This window comes from Salmonella sp. 32100201201700099SM (assembly GCF_017572645.1).
Classification (GTDB): Bacteria; Pseudomonadota; Gammaproteobacteria; order Enterobacterales; family Enterobacteriaceae; genus Salmonella; species Salmonella enterica.
The window spans coordinates 22,718-46,948 of record NZ_JAGERQ010000012.1 but is presented as its reverse complement, the minus strand read 5'-3'; the positions used below and the strand labels follow the sequence as shown (position 1 = coordinate 46,948).

20 protein-coding genes and 1 pseudogene are annotated in these 24,231 nt (G+C 52.2%); 6 read left to right on the top strand and 15 right to left on the bottom strand.

The annotated features are described in order from the left end of the window. Positions 1-18 precede the first annotated feature (18 nt). The 4 genes from mglB to folE all read right to left on the bottom strand — a co-directional run bounded on the left by mglB (position 19) and on the right by folE (position 4,513). The gene (gene mglB / locus J4685_RS18155) at positions 19-1,017 is read right to left on the bottom strand and encodes a galactose/glucose ABC transporter substrate-binding protein MglB (protein WP_001036939.1); all 999 of its coding nucleotides are present in this window, start codon (positions 1,015-1,017) and stop codon (positions 19-21) included. Between the two features lie 498 nt (positions 1,018-1,515). Then, the gene (galS, locus tag J4685_RS18150; protein ID WP_000628633.1) at positions 1,516-2,538 is read right to left on the bottom strand and encodes an HTH-type transcriptional regulator GalS; all 1,023 of its coding nucleotides are present in this window, start codon (positions 2,536-2,538) and stop codon (positions 1,516-1,518) included. 149 nt (positions 2,539-2,687) lie between these two features. Next, entirely contained in the window at positions 2,688-3,830 is a 1,143-nt protein-coding gene (gene yeiB, locus J4685_RS18145) for a DUF418 domain-containing protein YeiB (protein ID WP_011232990.1), read from the bottom strand. A 14-nt stretch (positions 3,831-3,844) separates the two neighbouring features. Further along, positions 3,845-4,513, bottom strand: coding sequence for a GTP cyclohydrolase I FolE (gene folE / locus J4685_RS18140; RefSeq protein ID WP_001139611.1), 669 nt, complete (start codon positions 4,511-4,513; stop codon positions 3,845-3,847). A gap of 329 nt (positions 4,514-4,842) precedes the next feature. Here folE and fghA point away from each other — a divergent pair, with 329 nt between their 5' ends. Beyond that, complete coding sequence (gene fghA, locus J4685_RS18135) at positions 4,843-5,700, top strand: S-formylglutathione hydrolase (protein WP_000425480.1); 858 nt, start codon at positions 4,843-4,845, stop codon at positions 5,698-5,700. On the opposite strand, the gene J4685_RS18130 is transcribed toward fghA, so the two are convergent. Both J4685_RS18130 and J4685_RS18125 read right to left on the bottom strand, forming a co-directional pair. Beyond that, complete coding sequence (locus J4685_RS18130) at positions 5,689-6,078, bottom strand: helix-turn-helix domain-containing protein (protein ID WP_000876820.1); 390 nt, start codon at positions 6,076-6,078, stop codon at positions 5,689-5,691. The genes fghA and J4685_RS18130 overlap by 12 nt on opposite strands. A gap of 4 nt (positions 6,079-6,082) precedes the next feature. Beyond that, a pseudogene (locus J4685_RS18125) lies at positions 6,083-7,450 on the bottom strand (L-serine ammonia-lyase). Between the two features lie 216 nt (positions 7,451-7,666). Here J4685_RS18125 and serB point away from each other — a divergent pair. Together serB and J4685_RS18115 are read left to right on the top strand one after the other, a co-directional pair. Continuing rightward, positions 7,667-8,554 carry a phosphoserine phosphatase SerB gene (serB, locus tag J4685_RS18120; RefSeq protein ID WP_000022922.1) on the top strand — a complete coding sequence of 296 codons (888 nt, stop codon included), beginning with the start codon at positions 7,667-7,669 and terminating at the stop codon, positions 8,552-8,554. A gap of 32 nt (positions 8,555-8,586) precedes the next feature. Then, the gene (locus J4685_RS18115) at positions 8,587-9,909 is read left to right on the top strand and encodes an MFS transporter (RefSeq protein WP_000023810.1); all 1,323 of its coding nucleotides are present in this window, start codon (positions 8,587-8,589) and stop codon (positions 9,907-9,909) included. Positions 9,910-9,952: 43 nt separating this feature from the next. Here J4685_RS18115 and cirA read toward each other — a convergent pair whose 3' ends face one another. The 3 genes from cirA to yieE all read right to left on the bottom strand — a co-directional run bounded on the left by cirA (position 9,953) and on the right by yieE (position 14,811). Further along, entirely contained in the window at positions 9,953-11,944 is a 1,992-nt protein-coding gene (gene cirA, locus J4685_RS18110) for a catecholate siderophore receptor CirA (RefSeq protein WP_000488254.1), read from the bottom strand. Between the two features lie 344 nt (positions 11,945-12,288). Further along, complete coding sequence (gene lysP / locus J4685_RS18105; protein ID WP_000535000.1) at positions 12,289-13,758, bottom strand: lysine-specific permease; 1,470 nt, start codon at positions 13,756-13,758, stop codon at positions 12,289-12,291. Between the two features lie 189 nt (positions 13,759-13,947). After that, complete coding sequence (yieE, locus tag J4685_RS18100) at positions 13,948-14,811, bottom strand: DNA-binding transcriptional regulator YeiE (RefSeq protein ID WP_000548316.1); 864 nt, start codon at positions 14,809-14,811, stop codon at positions 13,948-13,950. 120 nt (positions 14,812-14,931) lie between these two features. Here yieE and J4685_RS18095 point away from each other — a divergent pair, with 120 nt between their 5' ends. Together J4685_RS18095 and nfo are read left to right on the top strand one after the other, a co-directional pair. Beyond that, entirely contained in the window at positions 14,932-15,981 is a 1,050-nt protein-coding gene (locus tag J4685_RS18095; RefSeq protein ID WP_000137966.1) for a YeiH family protein, read from the top strand. Positions 15,982-16,059: 78 nt separating this feature from the next. Beyond that, on the top strand, positions 16,060-16,917 hold the full coding sequence (nfo, locus tag J4685_RS18090; protein WP_000873907.1) for a deoxyribonuclease IV: 858 nt from the start codon (positions 16,060-16,062) through the stop codon (positions 16,915-16,917). Between the two features lie 54 nt (positions 16,918-16,971). On the opposite strand, the gene fruA is transcribed toward nfo, so the two are convergent. From fruA to fruB, 3 genes are read right to left on the bottom strand one after another with little or no spacing between them, the layout of a single operon-like run. Continuing rightward, positions 16,972-18,660: a PTS fructose transporter subunit IIBC gene (gene fruA / locus J4685_RS18085; protein ID WP_000854408.1), complete on the bottom strand. Its 1,689-nt coding sequence runs from the start codon at positions 18,658-18,660 to the stop codon at positions 16,972-16,974. A gap of 16 nt (positions 18,661-18,676) precedes the next feature. Continuing rightward, on the bottom strand, positions 18,677-19,615 hold the full coding sequence (fruK, locus tag J4685_RS18080; RefSeq protein ID WP_000091249.1) for a 1-phosphofructokinase: 939 nt from the start codon (positions 19,613-19,615) through the stop codon (positions 18,677-18,679). Continuing rightward, the gene (fruB, locus tag J4685_RS18075; RefSeq protein ID WP_000487280.1) at positions 19,615-20,745 is read right to left on the bottom strand and encodes a fused PTS fructose transporter subunit IIA/HPr protein; all 1,131 of its coding nucleotides are present in this window, start codon (positions 20,743-20,745) and stop codon (positions 19,615-19,617) included. The genes fruK and fruB overlap by 1 nt, the downstream gene beginning before the upstream one ends. Positions 20,746-21,113: 368 nt before the next feature. Here fruB and setB point away from each other — a divergent pair, with 368 nt between their 5' ends. Then, complete coding sequence (gene setB, locus J4685_RS18070; protein ID WP_000551928.1) at positions 21,114-22,295, top strand: sugar efflux transporter SetB; 1,182 nt, start codon at positions 21,114-21,116, stop codon at positions 22,293-22,295. 64 nt (positions 22,296-22,359) lie between these two features. Here the strand turns inward: setB and J4685_RS18065 are convergent, their stop codons facing one another. The 3 genes from J4685_RS18065 to J4685_RS18055 form a co-directional block, all read right to left on the bottom strand. Further along, positions 22,360-23,025, bottom strand: a complete 666-nt coding sequence (locus tag J4685_RS18065; RefSeq protein ID WP_001213889.1) for a GNVR domain-containing protein — start codon at positions 23,023-23,025, stop codon at positions 22,360-22,362. A gap of 1 nt (position 23,026) precedes the next feature. Beyond that, positions 23,027-23,149, bottom strand: coding sequence for a membrane protein (locus J4685_RS18060; protein WP_001519564.1), 123 nt, complete (start codon positions 23,147-23,149; stop codon positions 23,027-23,029). 538 nt (positions 23,150-23,687) lie between these two features. After that, the gene (locus tag J4685_RS18055) at positions 23,688-23,942 is read right to left on the bottom strand and encodes a YkgJ family cysteine cluster protein (RefSeq protein ID WP_001523448.1); all 255 of its coding nucleotides are present in this window, start codon (positions 23,940-23,942) and stop codon (positions 23,688-23,690) included. Positions 23,943-24,231 lie beyond the last annotated feature (289 nt).

Below are 24,231 nucleotides of genomic sequence, written 5' to 3'. Positions count from 1 at the left end.
CGCCCACAGACGGAAAAGTTATTTTTGGGTAAATTCGCTCAGATTGTCTTTGCCCACGCCGACATAAGGCACGCGCACGATTTTGTTCTCAATCTTCCAGCTGGTGCCGTCAGCCGCGCCCTTGCCTTCGGCGAGGTTTTTCGCCAGATCGAATGTCGCTTTCGCCTGATTGTTGGCGTCATTCAGTACCGTACCGGCCATCGCGCCCGATTTCACCAGCGCCAGGGCTTCCGGTAACGCATCGACGCCAAAGACCGGAATCGACGATTTATTATGCGCTTTCAGCGCCTCTACCGCGCCCATCGCCATCGCATCGTTATTCGCGATAACCACTTCAATCTTGTTAGCGTTCGGGCCAGACAGCCAGGCATCCATCTTATCTTTTGCCTGCGCGGTATCCCACATGGCGGTGTCTAACGCCAGTTGCTCGGTCTGAATACCTTTAGCATTTAACTCTTTCACCACATACGTCGTACGGGCTTCCGCATCCGGGTGCCCCGGCTCGCCTTTCAGCAGAACATACTGAATTTTACCGTCTTTATTCAGATCCCAACCCTGATTCGCCTGCCAGTGTTTGGCAATCAAGTCGCCCTGAATCACACCGGATTCTTTAGAGTCAGTCCCGACATAATACGCCTTGTCATAGCTGTCCAGCGCTTTGCGGGAAGGCTCTTTGTTAAAGAACACCACCGGCACATTTTGCCCGCGCGCTTTCTCAATCACCGTACCGGCGGCTGCCGGGTCGACCAGGTTAATCGCCAGAGCTTTAACCCCTTTCGCCAATAAAACGTCAATTTGATCATTCTGTTTGGACTGATCGTTTTGCGAGTCATTCATCAGTAGCTGAACATCCGGCGCGGATTTGCCATCTTTTTCAATAGCCTTACGCACCACGGACATAAAGTTATCGTCATATTTATAAATCGTCACGCCAATACGAGTATCAGCCGCGTGTGCGTGCGCGCCGAATAACAGACTTGCCATCACGGCAGAAAGGGTCAGTACCTTCTTATTCATGGTAGCTCCGGTTTTATTATGTAGGGTATAGCGTAAAAAAATGCCCGGCTGTTCAGCACGTTAACACATGTTACTGAACGCCGAAGCGTATTTAGAGCCTATCCCACCAAGCGTTATTGGCGCAGCCAGTTTGGACACGGACAGCGCGCAAAAACCGGAGCGTACACGTAGTACGTGAGGTTTGACTCGCTACGCTCGCCCTTCGGGCCGCCGCTAGCGGCGTTCAAAACGCTAACGCGTTTTGGCGAGCACTGCCCAGGACCAAAATGGCAAGTAAAATAGCCCTAATGGGATAGGCTCTTATTCAACTCTTTATTTTTGTCCGGTAGTCGCGGGATATTGTGATAACGGTTTTTATAAGCGAAATACCCCAGCAAAACTGACAACTAACTGTTACACATTAGTTACAGTGCGACAAACGTTGTCATCATAGCTATCACAATGTTAATAAACTGTGAATTTACTCACAGATTGAAAACGGTTACATGCGGGGCGTAATCAGTTAGTGATCAGTACCGCATTCTGTCGCCACGCCACCGAATGGCGCCGCACCAGGGTCGGCATAAAGCAGTGCGTCGCCGTGATATCCAGCGTGCCTGCGGCCCCATGTAACGCCAGCTCGGTCGCGATTTTCGCCATAGAAGCAATAGGATAGCGCACGGTAGTCAACTGAGGATCGGTATAACGAGCAATAGGGATATCATCGAAACCGATGACAGACAGATGCAAGGGAATGGCGATGCCGTTATCTTTTAACGCCGTCAGCGCGCCCGCCGCCATGTTATCGTTATAGGCAAATACCGCCGTCAGTTGCAGATTGCGTCCCAGCAACTCAACCATTGCCGACTCGCCGCCCTGCATATCCGGCGTGCCGGTGCCAATCCAGCTCTCCGACGCAGCAACCCCCTGCTCTTGCAGCGCGTGTAACCACCCTTCTCTGCGCATCGCGTCATCTTCAATACGGTGGCTGGAGGCCAGGTAGCCGATGCGTTGATGTCCATTATTCAGCAACATTCGGGTCGCCATTCTGGCGCCGCTCACATTGTCGAGACAGACACAACGATGCGCATAACCCGGCACGATACGGTTAATCAGCACCATACCGGGGATCTGATCCATAAAGTCGCTCAGCTCGCGATCGGTTAAGGCTTTTGAGTGAACAATCAATGCGTTACAACGCTGACGGATCAAGACTTCAATCGCATGGCGCTCTTTTTCCGCCTCATGATAACTGTTGCCAATGAGAACATATTTCTGGTGCTGCTGCGCGACCAGATCTACGGCTTTCACCAGAGCGCCGAAAAAGGCATCGGAAACATCCATGACCACGACGCCGATGGTGTCGCTCACCTGGGTGGCCAGCGCTTGCGCATTCGCATTTGGCCGATATCCCAGCAGGGTGACGGCCTGCATAACGGCGTCACGGGTGTCGGGACTGACCAACGCGCTGTTATTCAGTACGCGGGAAACGGTCGCTACAGACACGCCAGCCTGGCGCGCTACATCACGAATGGTGATCATATTCACTGCCCTGTTTGAGTTCAAAAATGCTCACAAATGCCCCGTTAACAGGCGGCTATTTTGTCAGCACCCTGCACAGGACTACGTGAGAAACATCACAGGGATGGAAACGGTTACAGCGATTTTGTTAATGAATGTGATTCAGATCGTTATCTGAGCGATCCTGACGCGCGCAACGTGAGTTGACGCCATAACCACTCGACCGGTCCCTGTCGCCAGAAACGTAGCCAGATGACGGAAAAGAGAAGGTTTATTGCCCATACCGGAACGACAAAGAACAAGAGTTCCAGCCGATTGAATTCCATAAATAAGCCAAACTGATAAAACAGTGTGGTACAGATGATCGTCTGCAGCAAATAATTGGTCAGCGCCATTCGCCCTACGCAGGCAATGGCAAGCGTCAGTCTGCATCGGCTAAGCTGCGGCCAGAAGCCAAACATCAGCGCGGCATAGCCCAGCGTTTGCAACGGCGCGCTCAGTTCGCGCGGCGCCTGCAATAAGAAGGCGCACCAGCGGTACGCCCAGTCCAGCCGCCATTGTAAAATGACCGCAGGCAGGTTGATCATTAGCCCTAACGCCACCAGCAGAGCCCCGGTACGGCGATAGTGCCGCAGACTGTACTGACCTTTCAGCCAGCCGCTACGCATTAGCGCGGCGCCCAACAGCATCATACCCGCCAGTTGCCAGCCATACTGCGCGCCGAGCGCCAGTAAACTATTCGACAGCATCTCTGCCCGGTTGCTGATAGCCTCCATGCCGCCGTTCAGCTTCCAGTATTTTTCATACAATATTGCCGACGCATCCGGCGTCCAGGCGCGGCTGGTTTCGCTACTCGATACCACGCCCAGCAGCAGTAGCACGCCAATCCCGACCAGATAAAGGAGTATGCCGGTATTGAACAGGCTTTTTACCGAAGGCGCGTCGCGTACCAGTCGCCAGCAAATTAACCCGACCAGACCGTAGGCCAGCAGAATGTCGCCGTCCCAAAAGAATAACGCATGGATAAAACCTAACAGTACCAATAGCGTTAAGCGCGACTGAATCCACTGTTTACCACGCAGAAGCAGCATTTGTAGCCCCGCGCCAAACAACAACGCGAACAGCGTAAGAAACTTAGCCTGCGCCACAATATCGAGAATCGCCCAGGACCAGGCGTCTTCGGGAACGATCGCGCCGTACCAGGCGGGATTGAGATAAGCCGCCTTCGGCAATCCAAAGGCGCTAATGTTAAGAAGCAGGATACCGAGGATAGCGACGCCACGTACAAAATCCAGCGTGACATTACGCTCCATCGTCTCCGCCTTAATCATGGATGATGGCGAACGGCACGCAGAAACTCCTGGCGCGTATTCTGGCTGGACTTAAACAATCCGCCCAGCGACGTCGTCGTCGTGGCGCTGGTTGCGTCACGAATACCGCGCGCTTTCACGCAGTAATGCACCGCATCAATCGATACCGCTACATTATTGGTGCCGAGCAAGGTTTGCAGCGCCGTCAGAATTTGTTGGGTCAAACGTTCCTGAACCTGCGGACGCTGGGCGAAGAATTGCACGATGCGGTTAATTTTTGACAGGCCGATCACGGAATCTTTGGGGATATACGCGACGGTCGCTTTGCCATCAATGGTCACGAAGTGATGTTCACAGGTGCTGGTCAGCGTGATATCGCGGACGGTGACCATTTCATCCACCTTCATTTTATTTTCAATGAGGGTAATTTTCGGGAAATTGGCATAGTCGAGGCCAGCGAAAATCTCGTCAACGTACATCTTAGCGATACGATGCGGCGTTTCCATCAGACTGTCATCGCTCAAATCGAGATTCAGCAACTGCATAATCTCAGTCATATGCCCTGCGATAAGGCTTTTTCGCGTTTCATTATCCAGTTCATCCATAGGCGGGCGCAGCGGCGTTTCCAGCCCCCGGGCAACCAGCGCGTCATGAACCAGGGCCGCTTCTTTACTGAGTGATGGCATTAATCGTGTTCTCCTGCAGGTGTGGCGCCTCTGCCCTGCATGGGGCAAAGTTTGTCAATATTGTGACAGTGTGATTATTGTGCGTGAGGTAGCGCACATAATCCAGTATTCACGCCCATAATTGTTGAAATTGTCGCTGCCTTTCATGACATCTTTTCCGGTGCGAGAATGCTGGCAGGACAAAGGGCATATTTGTTAACGCAACGTTATTTAAATGATGAAGCATGTTTATGTATTACGGAAGTGAAAGTTACTCACAACGCGGTGAATAATCTGTATTATGAAGAATCTGCATACCTTATCAGGTTCACCATAAAAGGAGCCCCCGCATGGAAATGCTCGAAGAGCACCGATGTTTTGGCGGCTGGCAGCAGCGCTGGCGTCATCATGCCGCCACGCTAAACTGCGCCATGACATTCAGCATTTTTCTTCCGCCGACTCAGGATAATGAACCGCCTCCGGTACTGTACTGGTTGTCCGGGTTGACCTGCAATGATGAGAACTTTACCACCAAAGCAGGCGCGCAGCGTATCGCAGCAGAACTGGGCATTGTATTGGTGATGCCGGATACCAGTCCACGCGGTGAACAGGTCGCCGACGATAGCGGATACGATTTAGGCCACGGCGCCGGGTTTTATCTCAATGCCACACAGCCGCCCTGGGCCAGCCATTATCGCATGTACGATTACCTGCGCGATGAGCTTCCGGCGCTTATCCAGACACAGTTTAACGTCAGCGACCATTGCGCCATCAGCGGGCACTCGATGGGCGGCCACGGCGCGTTAATCATGGCGCTGAAAAATCCGGGAAAATACACCAGCGTCTCTGCTTTTGCGCCCATCGTCAACCCCAGCCGCGTGCCGTGGGGAATCAAAGCGCTTACCGCTTATCTCGGCGAAGATGAATCAGCCTGGACTGAGTGGGATAGCTGCGAATTAATGCTGGCCAGCCAGCCGCAGGACGCCATTCCTGTGCTCATCGATCAGGGTGACAGCGATCAATTCCTCGCCGATCAGCTTCAGCCCGCCGTACTGGCGGAAGCCGCGCGGCAAACCGCCTGGCCGATGACGCTACGAATCCAGCCCGGCTACGATCATAGCTATTATTTTATTGCGTCCTTCATTGAGGACCATCTGCGCTTTCATGCCCGGTATTTACGGGACGAGCGTGAGACGTCACCAACATAATGAATTTTCCAGCGCCGCGCTGTAATTCACCTCCTCTGACTGCGGCGCGGAAGATTTATTATTTAAGTCTGCGGCCTGCTGGCGTACCTGAAGGCGGCCGCTGCCCTCTCCGCCTTCATAACTTTCGTGAAAATTACGCAGCTCGGATTCAAACAGCACCGCATCAAGATTATGCAACTTATCCAGCGCCCGCAGGAGAGAAATTAACGTATCAAGATTGAGCCCTCCCCCCCTCTCGATACGCTTGATGGTGGCGATGCCAACGTGCGCGCGATCGGCAAGCTGCTGCTGGGTCATCGAAAGAGACAGACGCGTCTCCTTTAAGCGGGCGCACAACGACAGGATAATCTCATCGTTATTCATCGTATTGTATTTCACGCTGTTACCCTCTCTTGCGCGGCTGAATTTTCCCCAGCGAACCATGATACGTTTCACGGTATTTAGCGCTCATGTCTTTACCGGTCTCGTACATCGCAGCAATGATCTCATCGAGCGAAATACAGGGTTCGCTTACGCGACTCATCGCCATCGTCGCCGCGTTTATCGCTTTCACGGCAGAGATGGCGTTTCTCTCTATGCAGGGAATTTGTACCTGTCCGCCCAGCGGATCGCAGGTCAATCCCAGATGATGTTCCATGGCAATTTCAGCGGCGCTCAGCGTTTGCTCCACGGATGCGCCCATTAGTTCAGCCAGGCCCGCCGCCGCCATTGAGCACGCCACGCCGATTTCCCCCTGACAGCCAACTTCAGATCCCAGAATAGAGGCGTTTTGTTTAAACAACATCGCGATAGCGGCGGCGGTCAGGAAGAAACGGGTCAGAGCACCGGGCTCCAGCGGCGTGACAAATTTATCATACCAGCAAAGCGCTGCCGGAATGATGCCGCACGCGCCATTGGTTGGCGCGGTAACAATCTGTCCGCCGCTGGCATTTTCTTCGCTTACCGCAATCGCGAAGGCATTGACCCAGTTCAGCGCGGTTAAAAAATCGCTGGCGGAACGGTTCGCCTGTAACGTCTTATGTAACGCACAGGCGCGCCGCGGTACCTGATAGGGACCGGGTAATACCCCCTCAGTATGCAGGCCGCGATAAACCGCCTGCTACATCACGTCCCATATTTGCGCCAGATAATTCTGCAACGTCTGTGGCGAGTGGCGGCACAGCTCATTTTTCATCATCAGCGCCGCCACGGACAGGCCGTTACGCCGACACAGCGCCAGCAACTGCGCGGCATGACTAAATTCAAAGGGCGACACTGTACGCAAAGGAAGCGATGGCGTCAGCGGCTCGCCATGTTTACGAACCTGCCCGGCGCCGGTAGAAAACCAGGTCTCTTCATACACCGTAAAATAATCATCCCTGGCGCGAAACGTCATGGCATAAGGATGGCCTGGATGCGCCTGGTGATTGGCGATAATCTTGACTTTTATCGTGATTCCGCCCGCGTCGGAGAGCGGGAGTTCGATTTTGTTTTCATTTTCCGCACGCTTAATCACCGCCATATGCGAACGGAGATCGACATTCTCCGGCTGGCAACCCAGTAGCCCAAGATAAAGGGCGGTATCCACATTGTGGCACTTGCGGCTTAACGATAACGCGCCATACAGCTCGATTTCAATTTCCCGAATTAGCGGCAACGTCTCTTGTTCTCTGAGCAATGAAATAAAGTGACAGGCGGCGCGCATCGGCCCTACGGTACGTGAGCTGGATGGACCTATTACTATTTTGAATATATCAAGGCAACTCTCCATCGTTATATCAATCCTTTCAGTCTCATTCGCGTTCAGTAATAAATAACATCCTCGCACAGTTGGCATATCAAAAGTGATACCTTTTGTGTCTGAACTTTACCTGGTATCAAAAACAACGCTTTTTTAGCCCTTTTCTGGCTGTGATATCTGTGATAGCACGAGAATCTTCGCCGCAAAAGAGCCATTATAATACCCGTAAATTAAGGGAGTTATCATATGAGCATTATTTATTTTATTACTACACAGGATATCGATACGTTTCAGAAAAAATTACAGGAAACGTTATTAAATGCCGTCACCATGCCGTTTCCGCTATTATTTGATAAACGTTATGCCGCGCTTATCAATACTGCTTATTTAAAACTTACGCTGCCAGCGGAATGTCTGACGCCTGAATTTTATCGCTATTTACGCGAACTCTCATTGCAATGGCAGTTTGATTTTTTTATTAAGCCGCAGCCACTGCCTGCTAACGGTATTATCGCGTTTGATATGGACTCCACATTTATTGCGGAAGAAGGCGTGGATGAAATTGCCCGCGAGCTTGGCATGTCGACGCAAATCACCGCCATTACCCAACAGGCGATGGAGGGCAAGCTTGATTTTAACGCCAGTTTTACCCGACGTATCGGAATGTTGAAAGGCACGCCGAAAGCAGTGCTGAACGCCGTATGCGATCGCATGACCCTTTCGCCAAGCCTGTTAACTATTCTGCCAGTCATCAAGGCCAAAGGATTTAAAACCGCGATTATCTCCGGGGGACTGGATATATTCACCCAGCGTCTAAAAGAACGGTATCAACTGGATTATGCCTTTTCGAATACGGTTGAAATACGCGATAACGTTCTGACGGATAACATTACTTTGCCGATTATGAATGCCGCAAACAAAAAACAGACGCTGGTTGACCTGGCTGCCCGGTTAAATATTACCACGGAGAATATTATTGCCTGCGGTGATGGCGCCAACGATCTGCCGATGTTAGAACATGCTGGCACCGGTATTGCCTGGAAAGCGAAGCCGGTTGTACGGGAAAAAATCCACCATCAGATTAATTATCACGGTTTCGAATTGCTTCTTTTTCTTATTGAAGATGAATTATAACGCGACTCACCTCGCCGGAAGGGAATTTTAAAATGAGTATAAAAACATTTATTTTCAGCCAGCCCGATAAGCCGATTGTAAAAGAGAAAAAAGAGATAGACCAGACCTATAAAAAATTTCGTTTTGAGATTATCGCCTCGGTCTTTATCTCTTATGCCGTCTTTTATCTTACCCGTAAAAACTTCTCCGCCGCGATGCCGGCCATGCTGACGGAAACGTCGCTGACCGCAGAAGACTTCGCCATTATGTCTTCTATTTTTTACATTCTTTATGGTGCGATGAAGTTTGTCGGCGGGATGCTGGTCGATAAAATTAACCCGAAAGCCATGACCGGCCCGGTGCTGATTGGCGTGGGGATTGTAAATATTCTGTTCGGCTTTTCCGATAGCGTGGCGGCAGTCTACGTACTGTACAGCCTCAACGCGATATTACAGGGCACCAGCTTTCCGCCGATGGCGAAAATTATGGCCTCGTGGTTTTCGAAAAACGAACGGGGACGCTGGTGGGCTATCGTTGAAGCGGCGCACAATATCGGCGGCAGCCTCGCGCCGCTGCTGACCAGCTTTGCTATCGCCTTTAGCGGTAGCTGGAAAATGGGGTTTTATGTTCCCGGCGCCATTTCACTGCTGATGGGGATAGTGGCGCTATTTACCATTAAAGATCGTCCCGGTACGTTAGGTTTGCCCAACGTGGGGCAGTGGCGTAACGACCCGACGGAACTGGCCCAGGTCAAGGCCAGCCCGGTCAACCTGAGCTTCTGGCAGATTTTTGTGAAATATATCCTGACCAATCCACTGGTATGGATCATTATTATCGGTGATATGTCGGTTTATATTGCGCGCACTATTCTTAACGACTGGCCGCAGATTTACTATTCGCAGGTTCACGGCTGGAGCCTGATAAAAGCGAACTCGATTATTTCCTGGTTTGAGGCGGGCGGACTGGCAGGTGGGTTGCTGGCAGGCTACTTGTCTGACTTTATGTTCAAAAGTAACCGCTGGATGACCGGATTAATCTTCGCGTTAGCGCTGTGCATATGCATCGTGCTGGTGCCGCTAGTTCAGGATACCTCTTACACCCTCACCGCGATTCTGTTCACCATCATGGGCTTCGCCTTATACGGACCGCATATGCTTTTTGCCGTCGGCTGTCTGGATGTGACCCATAAGGATGCGGCGGGATCGATTACCGGCTTTCGGGGATTGTTCAGCTATGTCGGCGCGGCAATGGCCGGTGTGCCGGTAATTATGGTGAAAAATAGCTGGGCGTGGTCGGGCGTTTATATCTATGCGGTGATCGCCATTCTGCTAACGACTCTGTCGCTGGCGCTGCTCTCCAGGCTGCATCGGTTATAACATTCTGGCGACAGCGGCAAAACGCGGCTGTCGCCAGTCTCTGTCAGAAACGGTAATCCACCGCCATAAAGTAACGGCGTCCGTCTTCGGTATAACCGTAGTCGTCGCGTTTGAGATCTTTATCGCCCACGTTCAGAACGCCCGCACGCAGTTTAACGTTTTTCGTCGCCTGCCATGCCGCGCCGGTATCCCAGACCACGTACCCGCCCGGCGTTTTCGCCGTTGCGCTGTCGGCCCGCTTACGCCCGGTATAATTCCCTGATACGTAGAATGACCAGTCTTCGAGCTGCGCCGGTTTCCAGTCAAGCGTACCATTCGCGGTGTGGAACGGCAGATCGGAAAGCGGCTTGTTCCCGCCATTACTGACGTCGCGTCCGTCGTTATAGGTGTAATTCAACGACAGTTTCCACGCCTCGTTAAACGGAACTTTCAACTCGGTTTCCACGCCCTGAATACGCGCTTTATTCACGTTGTAATAACGGAAGACCGGAACGCGCTGTCCCCGACTGTTGGTTTCGAAACCGACAAAGTTGGAATAGCCGGGCGCAGCGTTAACGTCAGGGGTACGGCTAATGCTGATGCGATTGTCCACATCGTTACGGAACGTGGTAACGCTCGCTTCCACGCCCTCCAGTATGCCTTCTTCGCCCCGGTAATAAAGGCCGAGCTCCCAGCTTTCACTGGTTTCAGGTTTCAGATCCGGGCTACCGACAATGCGGCATCCGCCACGGCAGGAGTTGGTCGCCCAGTCCGGACTTAATTGCAATAGCGACGGCGCTTTAAAGGCCGTAGCCCACCCACCTTTCACCGTCAGGGTATCCGTTGCGTTATAAACCAGATAAGCACGCGGGCTCCAGTGATCGCCATAGGTTTCATGGTCATCCATACGAATACCGGTGGTCAGCGCCAGCGGTTCGAAGATGCGCCACTCATCTTCAAGGAACAGAGCATACTGGCTGGCGGAGGTTTTAGTACTGGAACCGCCGGTCAGGTTCACCGCATCGCTCAGTTTATCGTGACGCCATTCGCCGCCGAAGGTGAGGAACTGGTTGACAGACGCTAACGGCAGAACGTATTTCCCGTCAATCGAATTGCTTTCTGACGTGATAGGGCTACTGTTGCCGGGGTTTTTGTTTTCCACTTTTTCGCCATAGAACTTGAGCTCGCTGTTGCCGAGATCCCAACGTCCGTTATGGCTCAACGCGTAGTTTTGCCGTTCCAGACGATTTTTATCCAGCGAGTCGGAGTCCCGGTCCTGGCGATCAAAACCATAGCCTGCGGTAACGTCATGATTTTCGTTTGGTGTCCAGGCAAACTCGACGTTTCCATCCCGGCTGGTAAATCCTTCAATGCGCGGCGTTTCACCCGTAGCGGTGGTGGCGGAACTCTGCTGCTCGTCTTTTTCGCGTTTCGCCAGGCTACCGTAGGCTTTCATTCCCAGCACGCCGTCGATCAGCGGACCGCTGGTAAAGAACTGACCGTTATAGGTATCGCCACGGTCGCGATGTTCCTGAATAGTGGAGTCAACCGTGACGCTGCCGTGCCATTTCTGACCAATTTTTTTGGTGATAATGTTGACCACGCCGCCCAGCGCATCGGAGCCATACAGCGAGGACATGGGGCCACGCACCACTTCAATACGTTCGATAGCGTCAACCGGTATCCAGTTCAGATCAAAATCATTATGGCGGAAGACCGCGTTACGGGAGTTAACGCGCTTACCGTCGATCAGGATCAGCGTATAACTGCTGTCCAGACCACGAATACTCACGCCTTTACGGTTATCCCCTTCGTTAGTGAGCTGTACGCCCGGCACCTCTTTCAGGACATCTTTCAGGTTTTGCACGGGCCTGCGCTGTAAATCTTGTTGGGTAATGACGCTGATACTTGCTGGCGCATCTTTCAGATTTTGTTCGATGGCGGACGCGGTAACGACCATGGTTTCACCATCATCCGTTGCCGCGGCAACCGGCCAGGCCAACGTAACTGCGGACATACAAAGCCCTACCCGAACGAAAGGGTTAAACCTAAACATTCCATTTCTCCATGAGGTAAATACGACAAAAAAATCGGTTATCGCTCACAACGCATTACGTTTCGCCTGCGATAACGGTTATCACGGCGAACTCTTTTTATGCAGGCGAGTCGGGCTCATTAGTGACGGTCGCGCCCGAATCTTCATCCTTTCTGATTTCGAGCGTAACGATAAAGCAAACGATAATAATTATCAATTTAATTGTTAATAATTATGTCATTTGAACCAATCATAAAGAAAAAACAAAAAACCCTCTCGAATGAGAGGGTTAGAAGGGTCAGGTTCAGGCTGTCCGTGCCGGATAGCGGCATAAAGCCTATCCGGCCTATGACGAGAATACCGCGTTACTTTTTAACGCGTTCCGGGAAGTGCATTTCGCTATAGCGCACGAAATGCGTACCTTTTATCAGCTTGTAGCCGAACCAGATAAGCAGGAACAGCGGAATACCGATATAGGTCGCCGCGACGCCGCCCCAGTCGATGGTATCTTTCAGGAACGCTTCATAGTTCTGCCCCAACGTAATAATCAGGCACAGTACAAAGGCGAAAATCGGCCCCAGCGGGAAGAACCCGGAACGGTACGGCAAATCATTCACATCATACCCTTGTAACACGTAACCGCGACGGAAGCGATAATGGCTAATGGCAATCCCCAGCCAGGCGATGAAGCCCGTCATACCGGAGGTGTTCAACAGCCACAGATAGACCGTCTGGTTGCCGAACATTGAGGTCAAAAAGCAAAGACCGGCAATCACGGTGGTGGCATAAAGCGCATTGCGCGGTACGCCGCCGCGGGACAATTTCGCAAAAATACGCGGGGCCTTACCGTCACAGGCCAGGGTGTAGAGCATACGGGTCGAGGCATACATCCCGGAGTTACCCGCAGACAGTACCGCCGTCAGGATAACCGCATTCATTATCGCCGCCGCAGACAACAAGCCCGCATGCTGGAACACTAAGGTAAACGGACTGACGCTAATGTCTTTGACGTCGTTACGCAGCAGATTTGGATCGGTATAAGGAATGATCAGGCTGATAATCAAAATCGCGAAAACATAAAACAGCAGAATACGCCAGAACACCTGACGCACCGCGCGTGGAATATTCTTCTCCGGGTTTTCAGATTCCCCGGCGGCAATACCAATCAGCTCAGTTCCCTGGAAAGAGAAGCCCACGATCATCGCGACGCCAATCATTGCCGCAAAACCGCCAGCGAAAGGCGCATCGCCGGTCGTCCAGTTGCTCCAGCCGACCGGCTCGACACCTTTAAAGATACCGATAATCATCGCTACGCCAACGATGATGAAGATAATAACGGTCGCGACTTTAATTAACGAGAACCAGTACTCCGCCTCGCCAAAACCACGTACAGAAATGTAGTTCAGCAAGAAAATGACGCAGAGGAATAGCGCGCTCCAGATCCAGCCCGGCGTGTCCGGGAACCACCAGCCCATCACCAATTGTGCGGCAACCAGGTCAACAGCGATAGTCACCGCCCAGTTGTACCAGTAGTTCCAGCCCAGCGCGAAACCAAAGCCTTCTTCCACATAGTTCTGACCATATGTCGCAAACGAGCCAGATACCGGCATATAGGCCGCCAGCTCGCCAAGACTGGTCATCAGGAAGTAGACCATCAAACCAATCAGAATATAAGAAAACAGCGCGCCGCCTGGCCCCGCCTGAGAAATTGTCGCACCAGATGCAACGAAAAGACCTGTCCCGATGGAGCCGCCAATGGCAATCATCGTCAGGTGACGCGCCTTTAATTCGCGACGTAGCGCGGGCGCTTCTGTGGTTTTAGTTTTGGAACCCATGTGGAAATGCTATCCATCCAAAAAATGAGGCGCGATTGTAACAGACGAAATACTATCCTTCCGACACAAATGCGCGGTTATAAGAGACCTTCATGACCGGCCACGGATTATAAGTAAAGCAGAGAATAACGTATACGTAAGCGGATACTAAAAATGGCGATGCCGCCCGGGCAGCCCTCCTCTTCACCTTTATTCACAGTAACTCAAAAAACGCTGCAACGCGTTAGAAAGATGTTTCTGCCGATGATGAACACGCCACAACGTGCGCACCAGGCGCGGTAACGGCACCGCGACTTCGCCCAGGGTTCCCGCCTGGAGTTGTTCAGCAATCACCCGGCGCGATAAACAGCTTATCCCCAGTCCATGACGCACCGCATGTTTGATCGCTTCTGAATTCCCCAACTCCATCGCCATATGAAAGCGCGGCAAATGCGACAACAGCAAATAATCGACAATTTCCCGCGTACCGGAACCGCGCTCGCGTAAAATCCATGGGGATGCCGCAAGCTGTTCCAGCGTCACCGGCCCCTGCGTCAGCGGCGAGGACGGCGCGGCAAAGACCACCAGCTCATCTTCCAGCCACGGCTCAGAGATAATCTCTGTACTGTGACATGGTCCTTCAATCAGGCCGATATCAACCCGAAAATCCAGCACCGCGTTAATCACGTCCTGGCTGTTTCCCACGCTGAGCTCCAGCGGCAAGGCCGGATAATGCTGGCGATAGCGGGCAATCATGGCGGGTAAAATGTAATTGCCGATGGTGCTACTGGCATAAACCCGTATCGCGCCGTTATCTTCACGAAATAGCTGCTCAATTTCTACCGCTTGCTCCAGCAATGCCAGCGCGCGCGGATATAACAAGCGCCCATGTTCGTTGACCACCAGCCGTTTCCCCACCCGATCAAACAACTGTACGCCGAGCTGACCTTCCAGATCGGTGAGCGCGGCGCTAACGGCGGACTGCGATAATGACAGCATGACCGACGCCTGGGTTGTTGAACCGCTTTTCAGTACTTCAGCAAACACTTCAAGTTGTCGTAGCGTAATATGCATAGTCGTATCCCACCGATAGCGTTTCACTTACCACTTATAAAGATTAATTATAAATATATAATCAATTTTATTTTTAAACCAGATCACCGTAACCTTATTGTCCATATACAGGAGAAGGTTATGACAGAACTCACCTTGCAGAATCATCGTCGTACAATGTGGCATTTTATACCGGGGCTCGCTCTGAGCGCCGTCATTACAGGAGTCGCCCTGTGGGGCGGCGCTATCCCTGCCGTTGCAGGCGCGGGGTTCAGCGCCCTGACCCTGGCTATCCTGCTGGGTATGGTTATCGGGAATACCGTCTATCCACAAATATGGAAACAATGCGACGGCGGCGTGCTGTTTGCAAAACAACATTTACTGCGTTTAGGGATTATCCTTTACGGCTTCCGCCTTACCTTTTCACAAATCGCCGACGTGGGTATTAGCGGTATTGTGATTGACGTATTAACGCTTTCCAGCACGTTCATGCTGGCCTGCTTCTTAGGCCAAAAAGTCTTTGGTCTGGACAGGCATACCAGCTGGCTGATTGGCGCCGGTAGCAGTATCTGCGGCGCGGCGGCGGTACTGGCGACAGAACCGGTGGTAAAAGCGGAAGCCAGTAAGGTTACTGTAGCCGTCGCGACTGTCGTTATTTTCGGCACCATCGCTATTTTCCTTTACCCGGCAATGTATCCGCTGCTGGCGCACTGGTTCAGCCCGGAAACTTACGGCATCTATATCGGCTCAACCATGCATGAAGTCGCGCAAGTGGTCGCAGCGGGTCACGCTGTTAGTCCGGATGCGGAAAATGCGGCAGTTATCGCTAAGATGCTGCGTGTCATGATGCTGGCTCCGTTCCTGATCATTCTGGCGGCGCGCGTTAAACAGCTTTCACCAGCGACCGGCGCGGAAAAAAGCAAAATTACCATTCCGTGGTTTGCTATTTTCTTCATCGTAGTGGCGATCTTCAACTCTTTCCACCTGCTGCCGAAAGCCGTGGTGGATATGCTGGTGACGCTGGACACGGTGCTGCTGGCGATGGCAATGGCGGCGCTGGGTCTGACCACTCACGTTAGCGCATTGAAAAAAGCGGGGGCGAAACCGCTGCTGATGGCGCTGGCATTATTCGCCTGGCTGATTATTGGCGGTGGCGCCATTAACGTCCTAATCCATAGCCTTATCGCATAAATTATTACGTTTCACGCCTGTTAACCCGTTATCATAGCGTTCGTAATGAACCGTTAGCGGGTTTAACAGGAGTCTTTTATGAAATACATCGGAGCGCACGTCAGCGCTGCTGGCGGTCTGGCTAACGCCCCTGCCCGCGCGGCTGAAATTGGCGCAACGGCCTTTGCGCTTTTCACAAAAAACCAGCGTCAGTGGCGTGCCGCCCCCCTTACTCCCCAGGTCATTGATGACTTTAAAATCGCCTGTGAAAAGTATCATTTTTCGGCGGCGCAAATCCTTCCCCACGATAGTTACCTGATTAATCTGGGCCATCCGGTCAGTGAAGCGCTGGAAAAATCACGCGATGCCTTTCTCGATGAAATGCAGCGCTGTGAACAACTCGGCTTAACCTTGCTTAATTTTCATCCCGGTAGCCATCTGATGCAGATTGCACAGGAGGATTGCCTGGCGCGGATCGCGGAATCTATCAATATCGCCCTCGCGCAGACCGAGGGCGTTACGGCGGTTATCGAAAATACAGCCGGTCAGGGCAGTAATCTGGGGTTTGAGTTTGAACAGTTAGCCGCCATCATCGATGGCGTGGAAGATAAGTCGCGCGTTGGCGTCTGTATCGATACCTGCCATGCCTTTGCCGCCGGATACGATCTGCGTACGCCAGAGGCGTGCGAAAAAACATTCGCCGAATTCGGGAAAATTGTCGGATTTCAGTATTTGCGCGGAATGCACCTTAACGACGCCAAAAGCGCATTCGGTAGCCGCGTTGACCGCCATCACAGTCTGGGTGAAGGCAATATCGGCCACGATGCGTTTCGTTGGATTATGCAGGATGCGCGTTTTGACGGTATTCCGCTGATACTGGAGACCATTAATCCTGATATCTGGGCGGAAGAGATTGCGTGGTTAAAAGCCCAGCAAATTGCCGAAGTGATGGCCTGACGCTCAGGCAATAAAAAAGGCAGAGCGCGCTCTGCCTTTTTTAGCGTGTTTCTCTTACGCCGCTTTTGCCGCGACTTCCGTCTCCGGACGTTTCAGGACGGCATAAGCCAGCCCTGCCACCAGCGTACCGGCCACAATTGCCAGCAGGTATCCCAATACCGGCGTAATTGCGCCTGGGATAAGCAGAACAAACAGACCGCCATGCGGCGCCATCAATTTTGCGCCTACCGCCATAGAAATGGCCCCGGTCAACGCGCCGCCAACGATACAGCACGGCAGTACACGCATCGGGTCGCGCGCCGCAAACGGAATAGCGCCTTCAGTGATAAAGCACAGCCCCAGCACCAACGCCGCTTTACCGCCTTCCTGCTGCGCTTTGTCGAACTTACGGCGCGCCACCATCGTCGCCAGACCCAGCGCTAACGGCGGTACCATACCTGCGGCCATGATCGCCGCCATCGGCGCGTAAGTTTGCGTACTCAGCAGACCAACGCCAAACGCATACGCCGCTTTGTTCACCGGGCCGCCCATGTCGGTACACATCATCCCGCCGAGAATCGCGCCCAACAGCACTGCGTTTGCGGTTCCCATGGTTTGCAGCCAGTGGGTGAGCCCTTCCAGAATCCCGGCAACCGGTTTACCGATCAGGTAAATCATCGCCAGCCCCACCACCAGACTGGAAATTAACGGGATGATCAGGATTGGCTTCAGCGCTTCCATACTTTGCGGAAGTTTCAGTTTGGTACTGATAAGCTTCGCCATATACCCGGCAAGGAAGCCGGCAATGATCCCGCCGATAAAACCGGAACCGGTGCTAACCGCCAGCATACCGCCAATCAGACCCGGCGTAAGGCCTGGGCGATCCGCGATGGAGAAAGCGATATAACCCGCCAGTACCGGCACCATCAGCGCAAACGCCGAACCGCCGCCAATCTGCATCAGCGCCGCCGCCAGCGTGTCCGGCACCTTAAAGGCTTCAATACCAAAGGCGAAGGAAAGTGCAATACACAGTCCCCCGGCAACCACCATAGGCAGCATGTAAGAAACGCCCGTCAATAGATGCCGGTATGCGCCAGCGCTCTCTTTCTTCCCTTCGGTCGCCGCTTGCGATGCCTTACCCGCCGGTTGATACGGCGTTGCTTCCGCTACGGCTTTATCCAGCTCCTGCGCCGTCTTTTTCAGCGCCAGGCCGGTCGACGTGCGGTACATCGGGAGACCGGCAAACTTCGCCAGATCCACTTCGATATCCGCCGCCACAATCACTAAATCCGCTTCCGCCACCTCTTCCGGGGTGATGGCATTGCCGGCCCCCACGGAGCCGCGCGTTTCGACTTTTACCCACCAGCCGCGTTTTTTCGCTTCTGTTTCAATGGCTTCAGCCGCCATAAAAGTATGGGCGACGCCGGTCGGGCAGGCCGTTACCGCGACCACGCGTTTCGGACCGCCGCTCGCCGCAGGAGCAGCCGCAGCAGGGGCGCTGTAAGGGGTCGCATGGCTTTTGGCTTCACTCAGAAACAGTTCCGGATGCGCGACGGCGCGACCAATATCCCCCAGCCAAACCTTTTTGCCGTTCAGAGCATTGTCGTTCGGCAGAGATTCGCCCAACACGATCGCCAGCTCAGCATCATTTGGATTATCGATAATTTCCAGATTTGCTTTATGCGCCGCCGCTCCAAGCAGGGTTTTCGCCATGTAAGCGCGAGCCTGGCCGAGATTAGCGTCAATTATCAGCAGCGTTTTCATTATGCCTCTCCTGCTGTCAGTTAAACGGTTGTAAGTCGACACGCGCCATCATTGCGGCCAACTGAGGACGATCGGTAATACCCACATTGCTCTGGCTGACCGCCAGCGCGGCAACCGCCGTCGCCAGACGCAGCGTATGTTCGCTGGACTCGCGCATCAGCAGGCCGTAAATCAATCCGCCAACCATGGAATCGCCTGCGCCGACGGTACTTACCACGTCAACCGCCGGTGGTTTAGCGATCCATTCTCCTGAGGCGTTAACCCACAGCGCGCCTTCCGCCCCCAGCGAAATCACCACATGGGCGATACCCTGTTCGCGTAACGCGTGCGCCGCATCAATCACATCTTTCATTTCCGGGAGCTTACGACCCGCCCAAATTTCCAGTTCGCGGCGATTCGGTTTCACCAGCCACGGCGCAGCTTTAAGACCGGCGACTAACGCTTCACGGCTACTATCAAAGATAATGCATGGACACTGGCTGCGCAGACGCGTCATCCAGTCGGTGAACGCTTCCGGACTCACGCCAGCCGGTAAGCTACCGCTGACGCAGACCATATCGAACTGACCCAGCCAGCTCAGGGAGTCGTTAACAAAGCGTTCCCAGTCTGCGGGAGTCACGTCAAAGCCGGAAAAGTTGAAGTCGGTCACTTCGCCATCTTTTTCCGTCAGCTTCACGTTGATGCGGGTCCGGCCCTGAACCACCTGAAAGCGGTTAGCGATACCCAGTTCGCTGAACAATTGCTGAAAACCGTCCTGGTTATCTTTACCGAGAAAACCGCCGACGGTGACGTCGATGCCTAAGTCTTTCAGCACTTTGGCAACGTTAATGCCTTTGCCCGCCGCGTGCAGACCCGTGGTTTTCACCAGGTTCACTTCGCCGCGTTCGATTTCAGGGCAAAACCCAACCAGATCATAAGCCGGATTAAGGGTAATGGTGGCGACACGCCTGCTCATTATGCGCCCTCCCCGAGACCGGCGGCGATCGCATCGCCAATTGCTTTCAGCGCCTGTTCAGCATCTTCACCCTGCGCGGTAAAGCGCAGACGATGGCCTTTCTTCACGCCCAATGCCACCACTTTCATCAGACTACGTCCGTTTGCCGGTTTGCCGGTTCCATCAAGGTTTGTCACGGTAATTTCACTGTTAAATTGTTTAATCGTATTCACCAGCATGGTGCCCGGACGGGCATGGAGACCATGCTCATTACGCACTACAAATTCCGCGCTCAGTACGTCATCCGTCAGCGCATCATCACTGGTCAGCAACGCCAGCAGCGTCGCGGCGTCAGCGCTCAGCAGACGATCGGCTTTATTGTTCAGCAACAGGTCGCCGAGGCGTTTTAGCACGGCAATCGGCTGCTCGTCGTTCATCGCGACAGTGACTAATAAGGCTGCTTTTTCACCCTCCACGTCAAACGCCTGGGTCGCGCGGCTTACCGCAACAGCGCTGCGCAAATTGCCTTCCGCGCTGTCGTTCAGCCAGATGCCTTGTCCCAGATTCATCGGACTATCGTTAATCGTTTTTGCGACGAACGCCGCATCAACCGCTCCCGCCTCTTTCAGACGCGCCGCATTTAGCGCCTGCAATGTGACCAGCGAGCTGGCGATGACATCCAGCGTCATCGTCTCGTTATCAAGTTTTAATTGTTCACTTTGCTTCTCGCCCATCAGCAATGCGCGCAGCTCTTCCGCCGTTGTCGCGGATTTCAGCTGCTCAGCCACGGAGTCATCGCTTAGCACATGCGTCAGCTGACGCAGCAGGCCGAGGTGTTCGTCCGAACTGGCGGCAATACCAATCGCCACGTAGGCGACCTGGCCTTCTCCCCAGATAACGCCCTGCGGAAATTGAAAGACCTGGACGCCGGTTTTCAGCACCTGATCGCGCGTGTCTGTTGTGCCATGGGGAATCGCAATACCATTGCCAAGAAAGGTCGAGGTTTGCTGTTCGCGCGCCAGCATACCGTCAACATAGCCGCCCGCCACATTCCCCGCCTGCGCTAACGCGGCGGCGATTTGCCGGATGGCCTCTTCTTTATTTCCGGCCTGCTCGCCCGGATGAATGTCCTGAACCGATAACTGGAACATGTGTCTCCTCTCCTGCTGAATTGAAACGATTCAGCCACTATGAGAAAAAAAGCGCCAATCTGAGTTGTCAAAAAAACCAGATCGCGCTGAAACGTTTCAAGAAGTCTGGATCTTTCTGCTTCAGCACGCAAGAAAAGTTACCGGTTTTGTAGCAATTTTTTGAGGTAAAGCACATTTTTTCTCCAACAGCCCCTCAATAGCTGACGCATAAAAGGCTTCAGCTTTTTTCTTTCAGCTTGCGTTAGCACGCCCTGGTAACAAACTGGAATGCTATTTTGATTTTTCGTGTCGATTTTGATTCAGACGCCTGTTTATTTTCTGACGGGCAGCGTAAACTCCGCCTCTCTTCACACCACTGATATAGAAACATGCACAACAGTCCCGCCGCCGCTGCGCCCAAATCGTTTGACCTGACGTCTACCGCCTTTTTGATCGTCGCTTTTCTCACCGGTATTGCCGGTGCGCTACAGACGCCGACGCTCAGTATTTTTCTGACGGATGAGGTTCACGCCCGCCCCGGCATGGTGGGATTCTTTTTTACCGGCAGCGCGGTTATCGGCATTATCGTGAGCCAGTTTCTGGCGGGTCGCTCAGATAAAAAAGACGATCGCAAGAAACTGATCGTTTTCTGTTGCGTGCTGGGCATGTTGGCCTGCGTGTTGTTTGCCTGGAACCGCAACTACTTTATTTTGCTGTTTATCGGCGTCTTTCTCAGTAGCTTCGGCTCTACCGCCAACCCGCAGATGTTTGCGCTTGCCCGTGAACATGCCGATCGTACAGGTCGTGAAGCGGTGATGTTCAGCTCAATCCTCCGCGCCCAGGTCTCATTGGCCTGGGTCATTGGGCCGCCGCTGGCCTATGCGCTGGCGATGGGTTTTAGCTTTACGGTGATGTATTTGAGCGCGGCGGTAGCTTTTATCGTCTGCGGCGTCATGGTGTGGTTCTTTTTACCGTCAATGCGCAAAGACGCGCCGCTGGCGACCGGCACGCTGGAAGCACCGCGTCGTAATCGCCGCGATACGCTGTTGCTGTTTGTCATCTGTACGTTAATGTGGGGAACTAACAGCCTGTATATCATTAATATGCCGCTGTTTATCATCAATGAGCTACATCTTCCGGAAAAACTTGCAGGCGTGATGATGGGCACCGCCGCCGGGCTGGAGATTCCCACAATGCTGATTGCAGGTTACTTCGCCAAACGGTTGGGAAAACGCCTGTTAATGTGCATCGCCGTTGTCGCCGGACTGTGCTTTTATGCGGGGATGTTGCTGGCGCACACGCCGGCAACGTTGCTCGGCTTGCAGTTGCTGAACGCGATTTACATCGGCATTCTTGGCGGGATTGGCATGCTCTATTTTCAGGATCTCATGCCAGGCCAGGCGGGTTCAGCCACCACGCTGTATACCAATACCATTCGCGTCGGCTGGATCATTGCCGGTTCGTTGGCGGGAATCGCCGCAGAAATCTGGAATTATCATGCGGTCTTCTGGTTTGCGTTAGTTATGATTGTCGCCACCATGTTCTGCCTGGCGCGTATTAAAGATGTTTAACTTGCAAGCCTGATACTTTTACTCTTCGACACATTTCAGCGCAGAGTTTATCTCTGCGCAATGTTCATGCACGGTCATTCATTGTCTTTTTCTCAATACGATATTCTGTAAGCGCCCTCCTACATAAAAGACCGGTTATTGAGAAAATTACGCCCATCAGCCCGCAAAGGACCAACACCAGCCGCATCTTATATTTTGGTGTTACAGCAACATCTATCACTTCAATGTTAGCATTATTTTTAACCGCCTCCGACAACAATGATAGCTTTGCATATGTTTCCGTTTGTAACATATTTTTATGCACACTATAACGTTTAATGTCACCATCATCGATATACCATGCTGCCATTTTATCGACACTATTTTTCAGGGTGGAAATAATATTATTGACCCTTTCTTCCCTCCCCTGCGCCTTAAAAAGAACAAGCTGTTTTTTCGCGTCAAAACTTATTTTATTTTTATAGTTCGCAGGCAAGAAACGGCTAAACTGGTTAAGGATAACCGTTGTTTTACATTGAATATCATTAGTATAGCCACATAACGCATAGGTAGCAGGCGTATCCAGATTAGGTTTGATCGTAATACTCACAACCTTTGTATCATGCTGCACGCTCACAAAAACATAGCCAATGGCGACAAAAATAAAGGTAGCGATCACGATACTTAGCCATTTTCTTATAAGGAATAAGGAAACGTCGACTAAATCAATTTCACTATTTTCTCCCCGCATTTCACATCCCTTTTAAAACGCTAATAGTCAACCCGAATACTGAAATAACAAAAAGCAACACCAGCGTAAAAATAAACGCCCTGGCTGCGAACGTATATTTCTTCATAAGATAAAACCCACACATAAGAATTCGAGTATTTTAAAGGAAAATAACAACACATTCACACTGGTTATATCGATCGGTAAATACATCAATGATAGATATAAACTATCAAATTCATGATATCGATCGTTATAAATAATTAAAATCGATCAAAATTCCTCTTTTTAATAGATAAAAACTATCATATAAATAAAATTGATCGTTTTTGTTTTATGTGACGGTTTGTTCGGTACACGTTCAGGCACCAACGGGGTTGAGCGGCGACATCTACCGCTTCAGAAGCCACGAAATAAGGGAAGCATGTATTACGCTATTTAATGGTAAAAGGAGGTAATTTGATGCGCAGCTTTTGCAGACTATTTCGGGATATAACGTAAGCCCCTGCACATTTATCAAAAGCGGCTGGCTTAGAGCCTATCGCATTAGGCTATTTTATTCGCCATTTTGAGACCGGGCAGTGCTCGAAATCCTCACGTACTACGTGTACGCTCCGGTTTCTGCGCGCTGGCCGACCCCAAACTGGCTTCAACAATTACGCCTACTGGGATAGGCTCTTAGCTCATGGTAAGGTTTTCTGTTCGAGTTCCAGCAAATAAATAATGGCCTCTTCCCGGGTCGTTAAACACATGTCCCCTGTCGGTTGCAAACCAGAGCACACTTTTGGGCGTAAAGGCGAGCCAAAGATAAGGCACAAGTTATCTTCCGAAAGCTGCACGCATCTGGTATTCATCGGCTTGCCATTCGGCATTCCGGGTATCGGCGACGAAATTGAAGGCGCAATACAGCAAGCGCCACAACCGCTACGACAGTCCATGCTCAGCCCCTCTATTTATAACCAAATGAAAGATAACAGAATTTGTCCAAAGAAAAATCCAGATTTAAAATGTGGACGTCATCATGATCAGGCCTGTCCTCAGACATTCCGAAGACAAGGCTGGAAACAGAAGGGACAACACAGCACACTTCCCCCCTCCAGGCGACATGCCATCGCCTATTCTCGTTGAACGCGGAGCGGAAAGCGGGCGAACAGTATCACCTTTTTTGCACCAGCAAAAGTGACAATTCCACTTGCCTGGACGGCCCGGCGCGAGTAGTTTTACGCG

Coding starts and splice junctions, on each gene's coding strand:
- galS (WP_000628633.1), bottom strand. CDS start 2,538: ATGATCACCATTCGTGATGTAGCGCGCCAGGCTGGCGTGTCTGTAGCG.
- yieE (WP_000548316.1), bottom strand. CDS start 14,811: ATGCATATTACGCTACGACAACTTGAAGTGTTTGCTGAAGTACTGAAA.
- mglB (WP_001036939.1), bottom strand. CDS start 1,017: ATGAATAAGAAGGTACTGACCCTTTCTGCCGTGATGGCAAGTCTGTTA.
- nfo (WP_000873907.1), top strand. CDS start 16,060: ATGAAATACATCGGAGCGCACGTCAGCGCTGCTGGCGGTCTGGCTAAC.
- serB (WP_000022922.1), top strand. CDS start 7,667: ATGAGCATTATTTATTTTATTACTACACAGGATATCGATACGTTTCAG.
- J4685_RS18115 (WP_000023810.1), top strand. CDS start 8,587: ATGAGTATAAAAACATTTATTTTCAGCCAGCCCGATAAGCCGATTGTA.
- lysP (WP_000535000.1), bottom strand. CDS start 13,758: ATGGGTTCCAAAACTAAAACCACAGAAGCGCCCGCGCTACGTCGCGAA.
- J4685_RS18060 (WP_001519564.1), bottom strand. CDS start 23,149: ATGTGTGGGTTTTATCTTATGAAGAAATATACGTTCGCAGCCAGGGCG.
- fghA (WP_000425480.1), top strand. CDS start 4,843: ATGGAAATGCTCGAAGAGCACCGATGTTTTGGCGGCTGGCAGCAGCGC.
- J4685_RS18055 (WP_001523448.1), bottom strand. CDS start 23,942: ATGGACTGTCGTAGCGGTTGTGGCGCTTGCTGTATTGCGCCTTCAATT.
- fruB (WP_000487280.1), bottom strand. CDS start 20,745: ATGTTCCAGTTATCGGTTCAGGACATTCATCCGGGCGAGCAGGCCGGA.
- J4685_RS18095 (WP_000137966.1), top strand. CDS start 14,932: ATGACAGAACTCACCTTGCAGAATCATCGTCGTACAATGTGGCATTTT.
- setB (WP_000551928.1), top strand. CDS start 21,114: ATGCACAACAGTCCCGCCGCCGCTGCGCCCAAATCGTTTGACCTGACG.
- folE (WP_001139611.1), bottom strand. CDS start 4,513: ATGCCATCACTCAGTAAAGAAGCGGCCCTGGTTCATGACGCGCTGGTT.
- J4685_RS18065 (WP_001213889.1), bottom strand. CDS start 23,025: ATGCGGGGAGAAAATAGTGAAATTGATTTAGTCGACGTTTCCTTATTC.
- cirA (WP_000488254.1), bottom strand. CDS start 11,944: ATGTTTAGGTTTAACCCTTTCGTTCGGGTAGGGCTTTGTATGTCCGCA.
- yeiB (WP_011232990.1), bottom strand. CDS start 3,830: ATGGAGCGTAATGTCACGCTGGATTTTGTACGTGGCGTCGCTATCCTC.
- fruK (WP_000091249.1), bottom strand. CDS start 19,615: ATGAGCAGGCGTGTCGCCACCATTACCCTTAATCCGGCTTATGATCTG.
- fruA (WP_000854408.1), bottom strand. CDS start 18,660: ATGAAAACGCTGCTGATAATTGACGCTAATCTCGGCCAGGCTCGCGCT.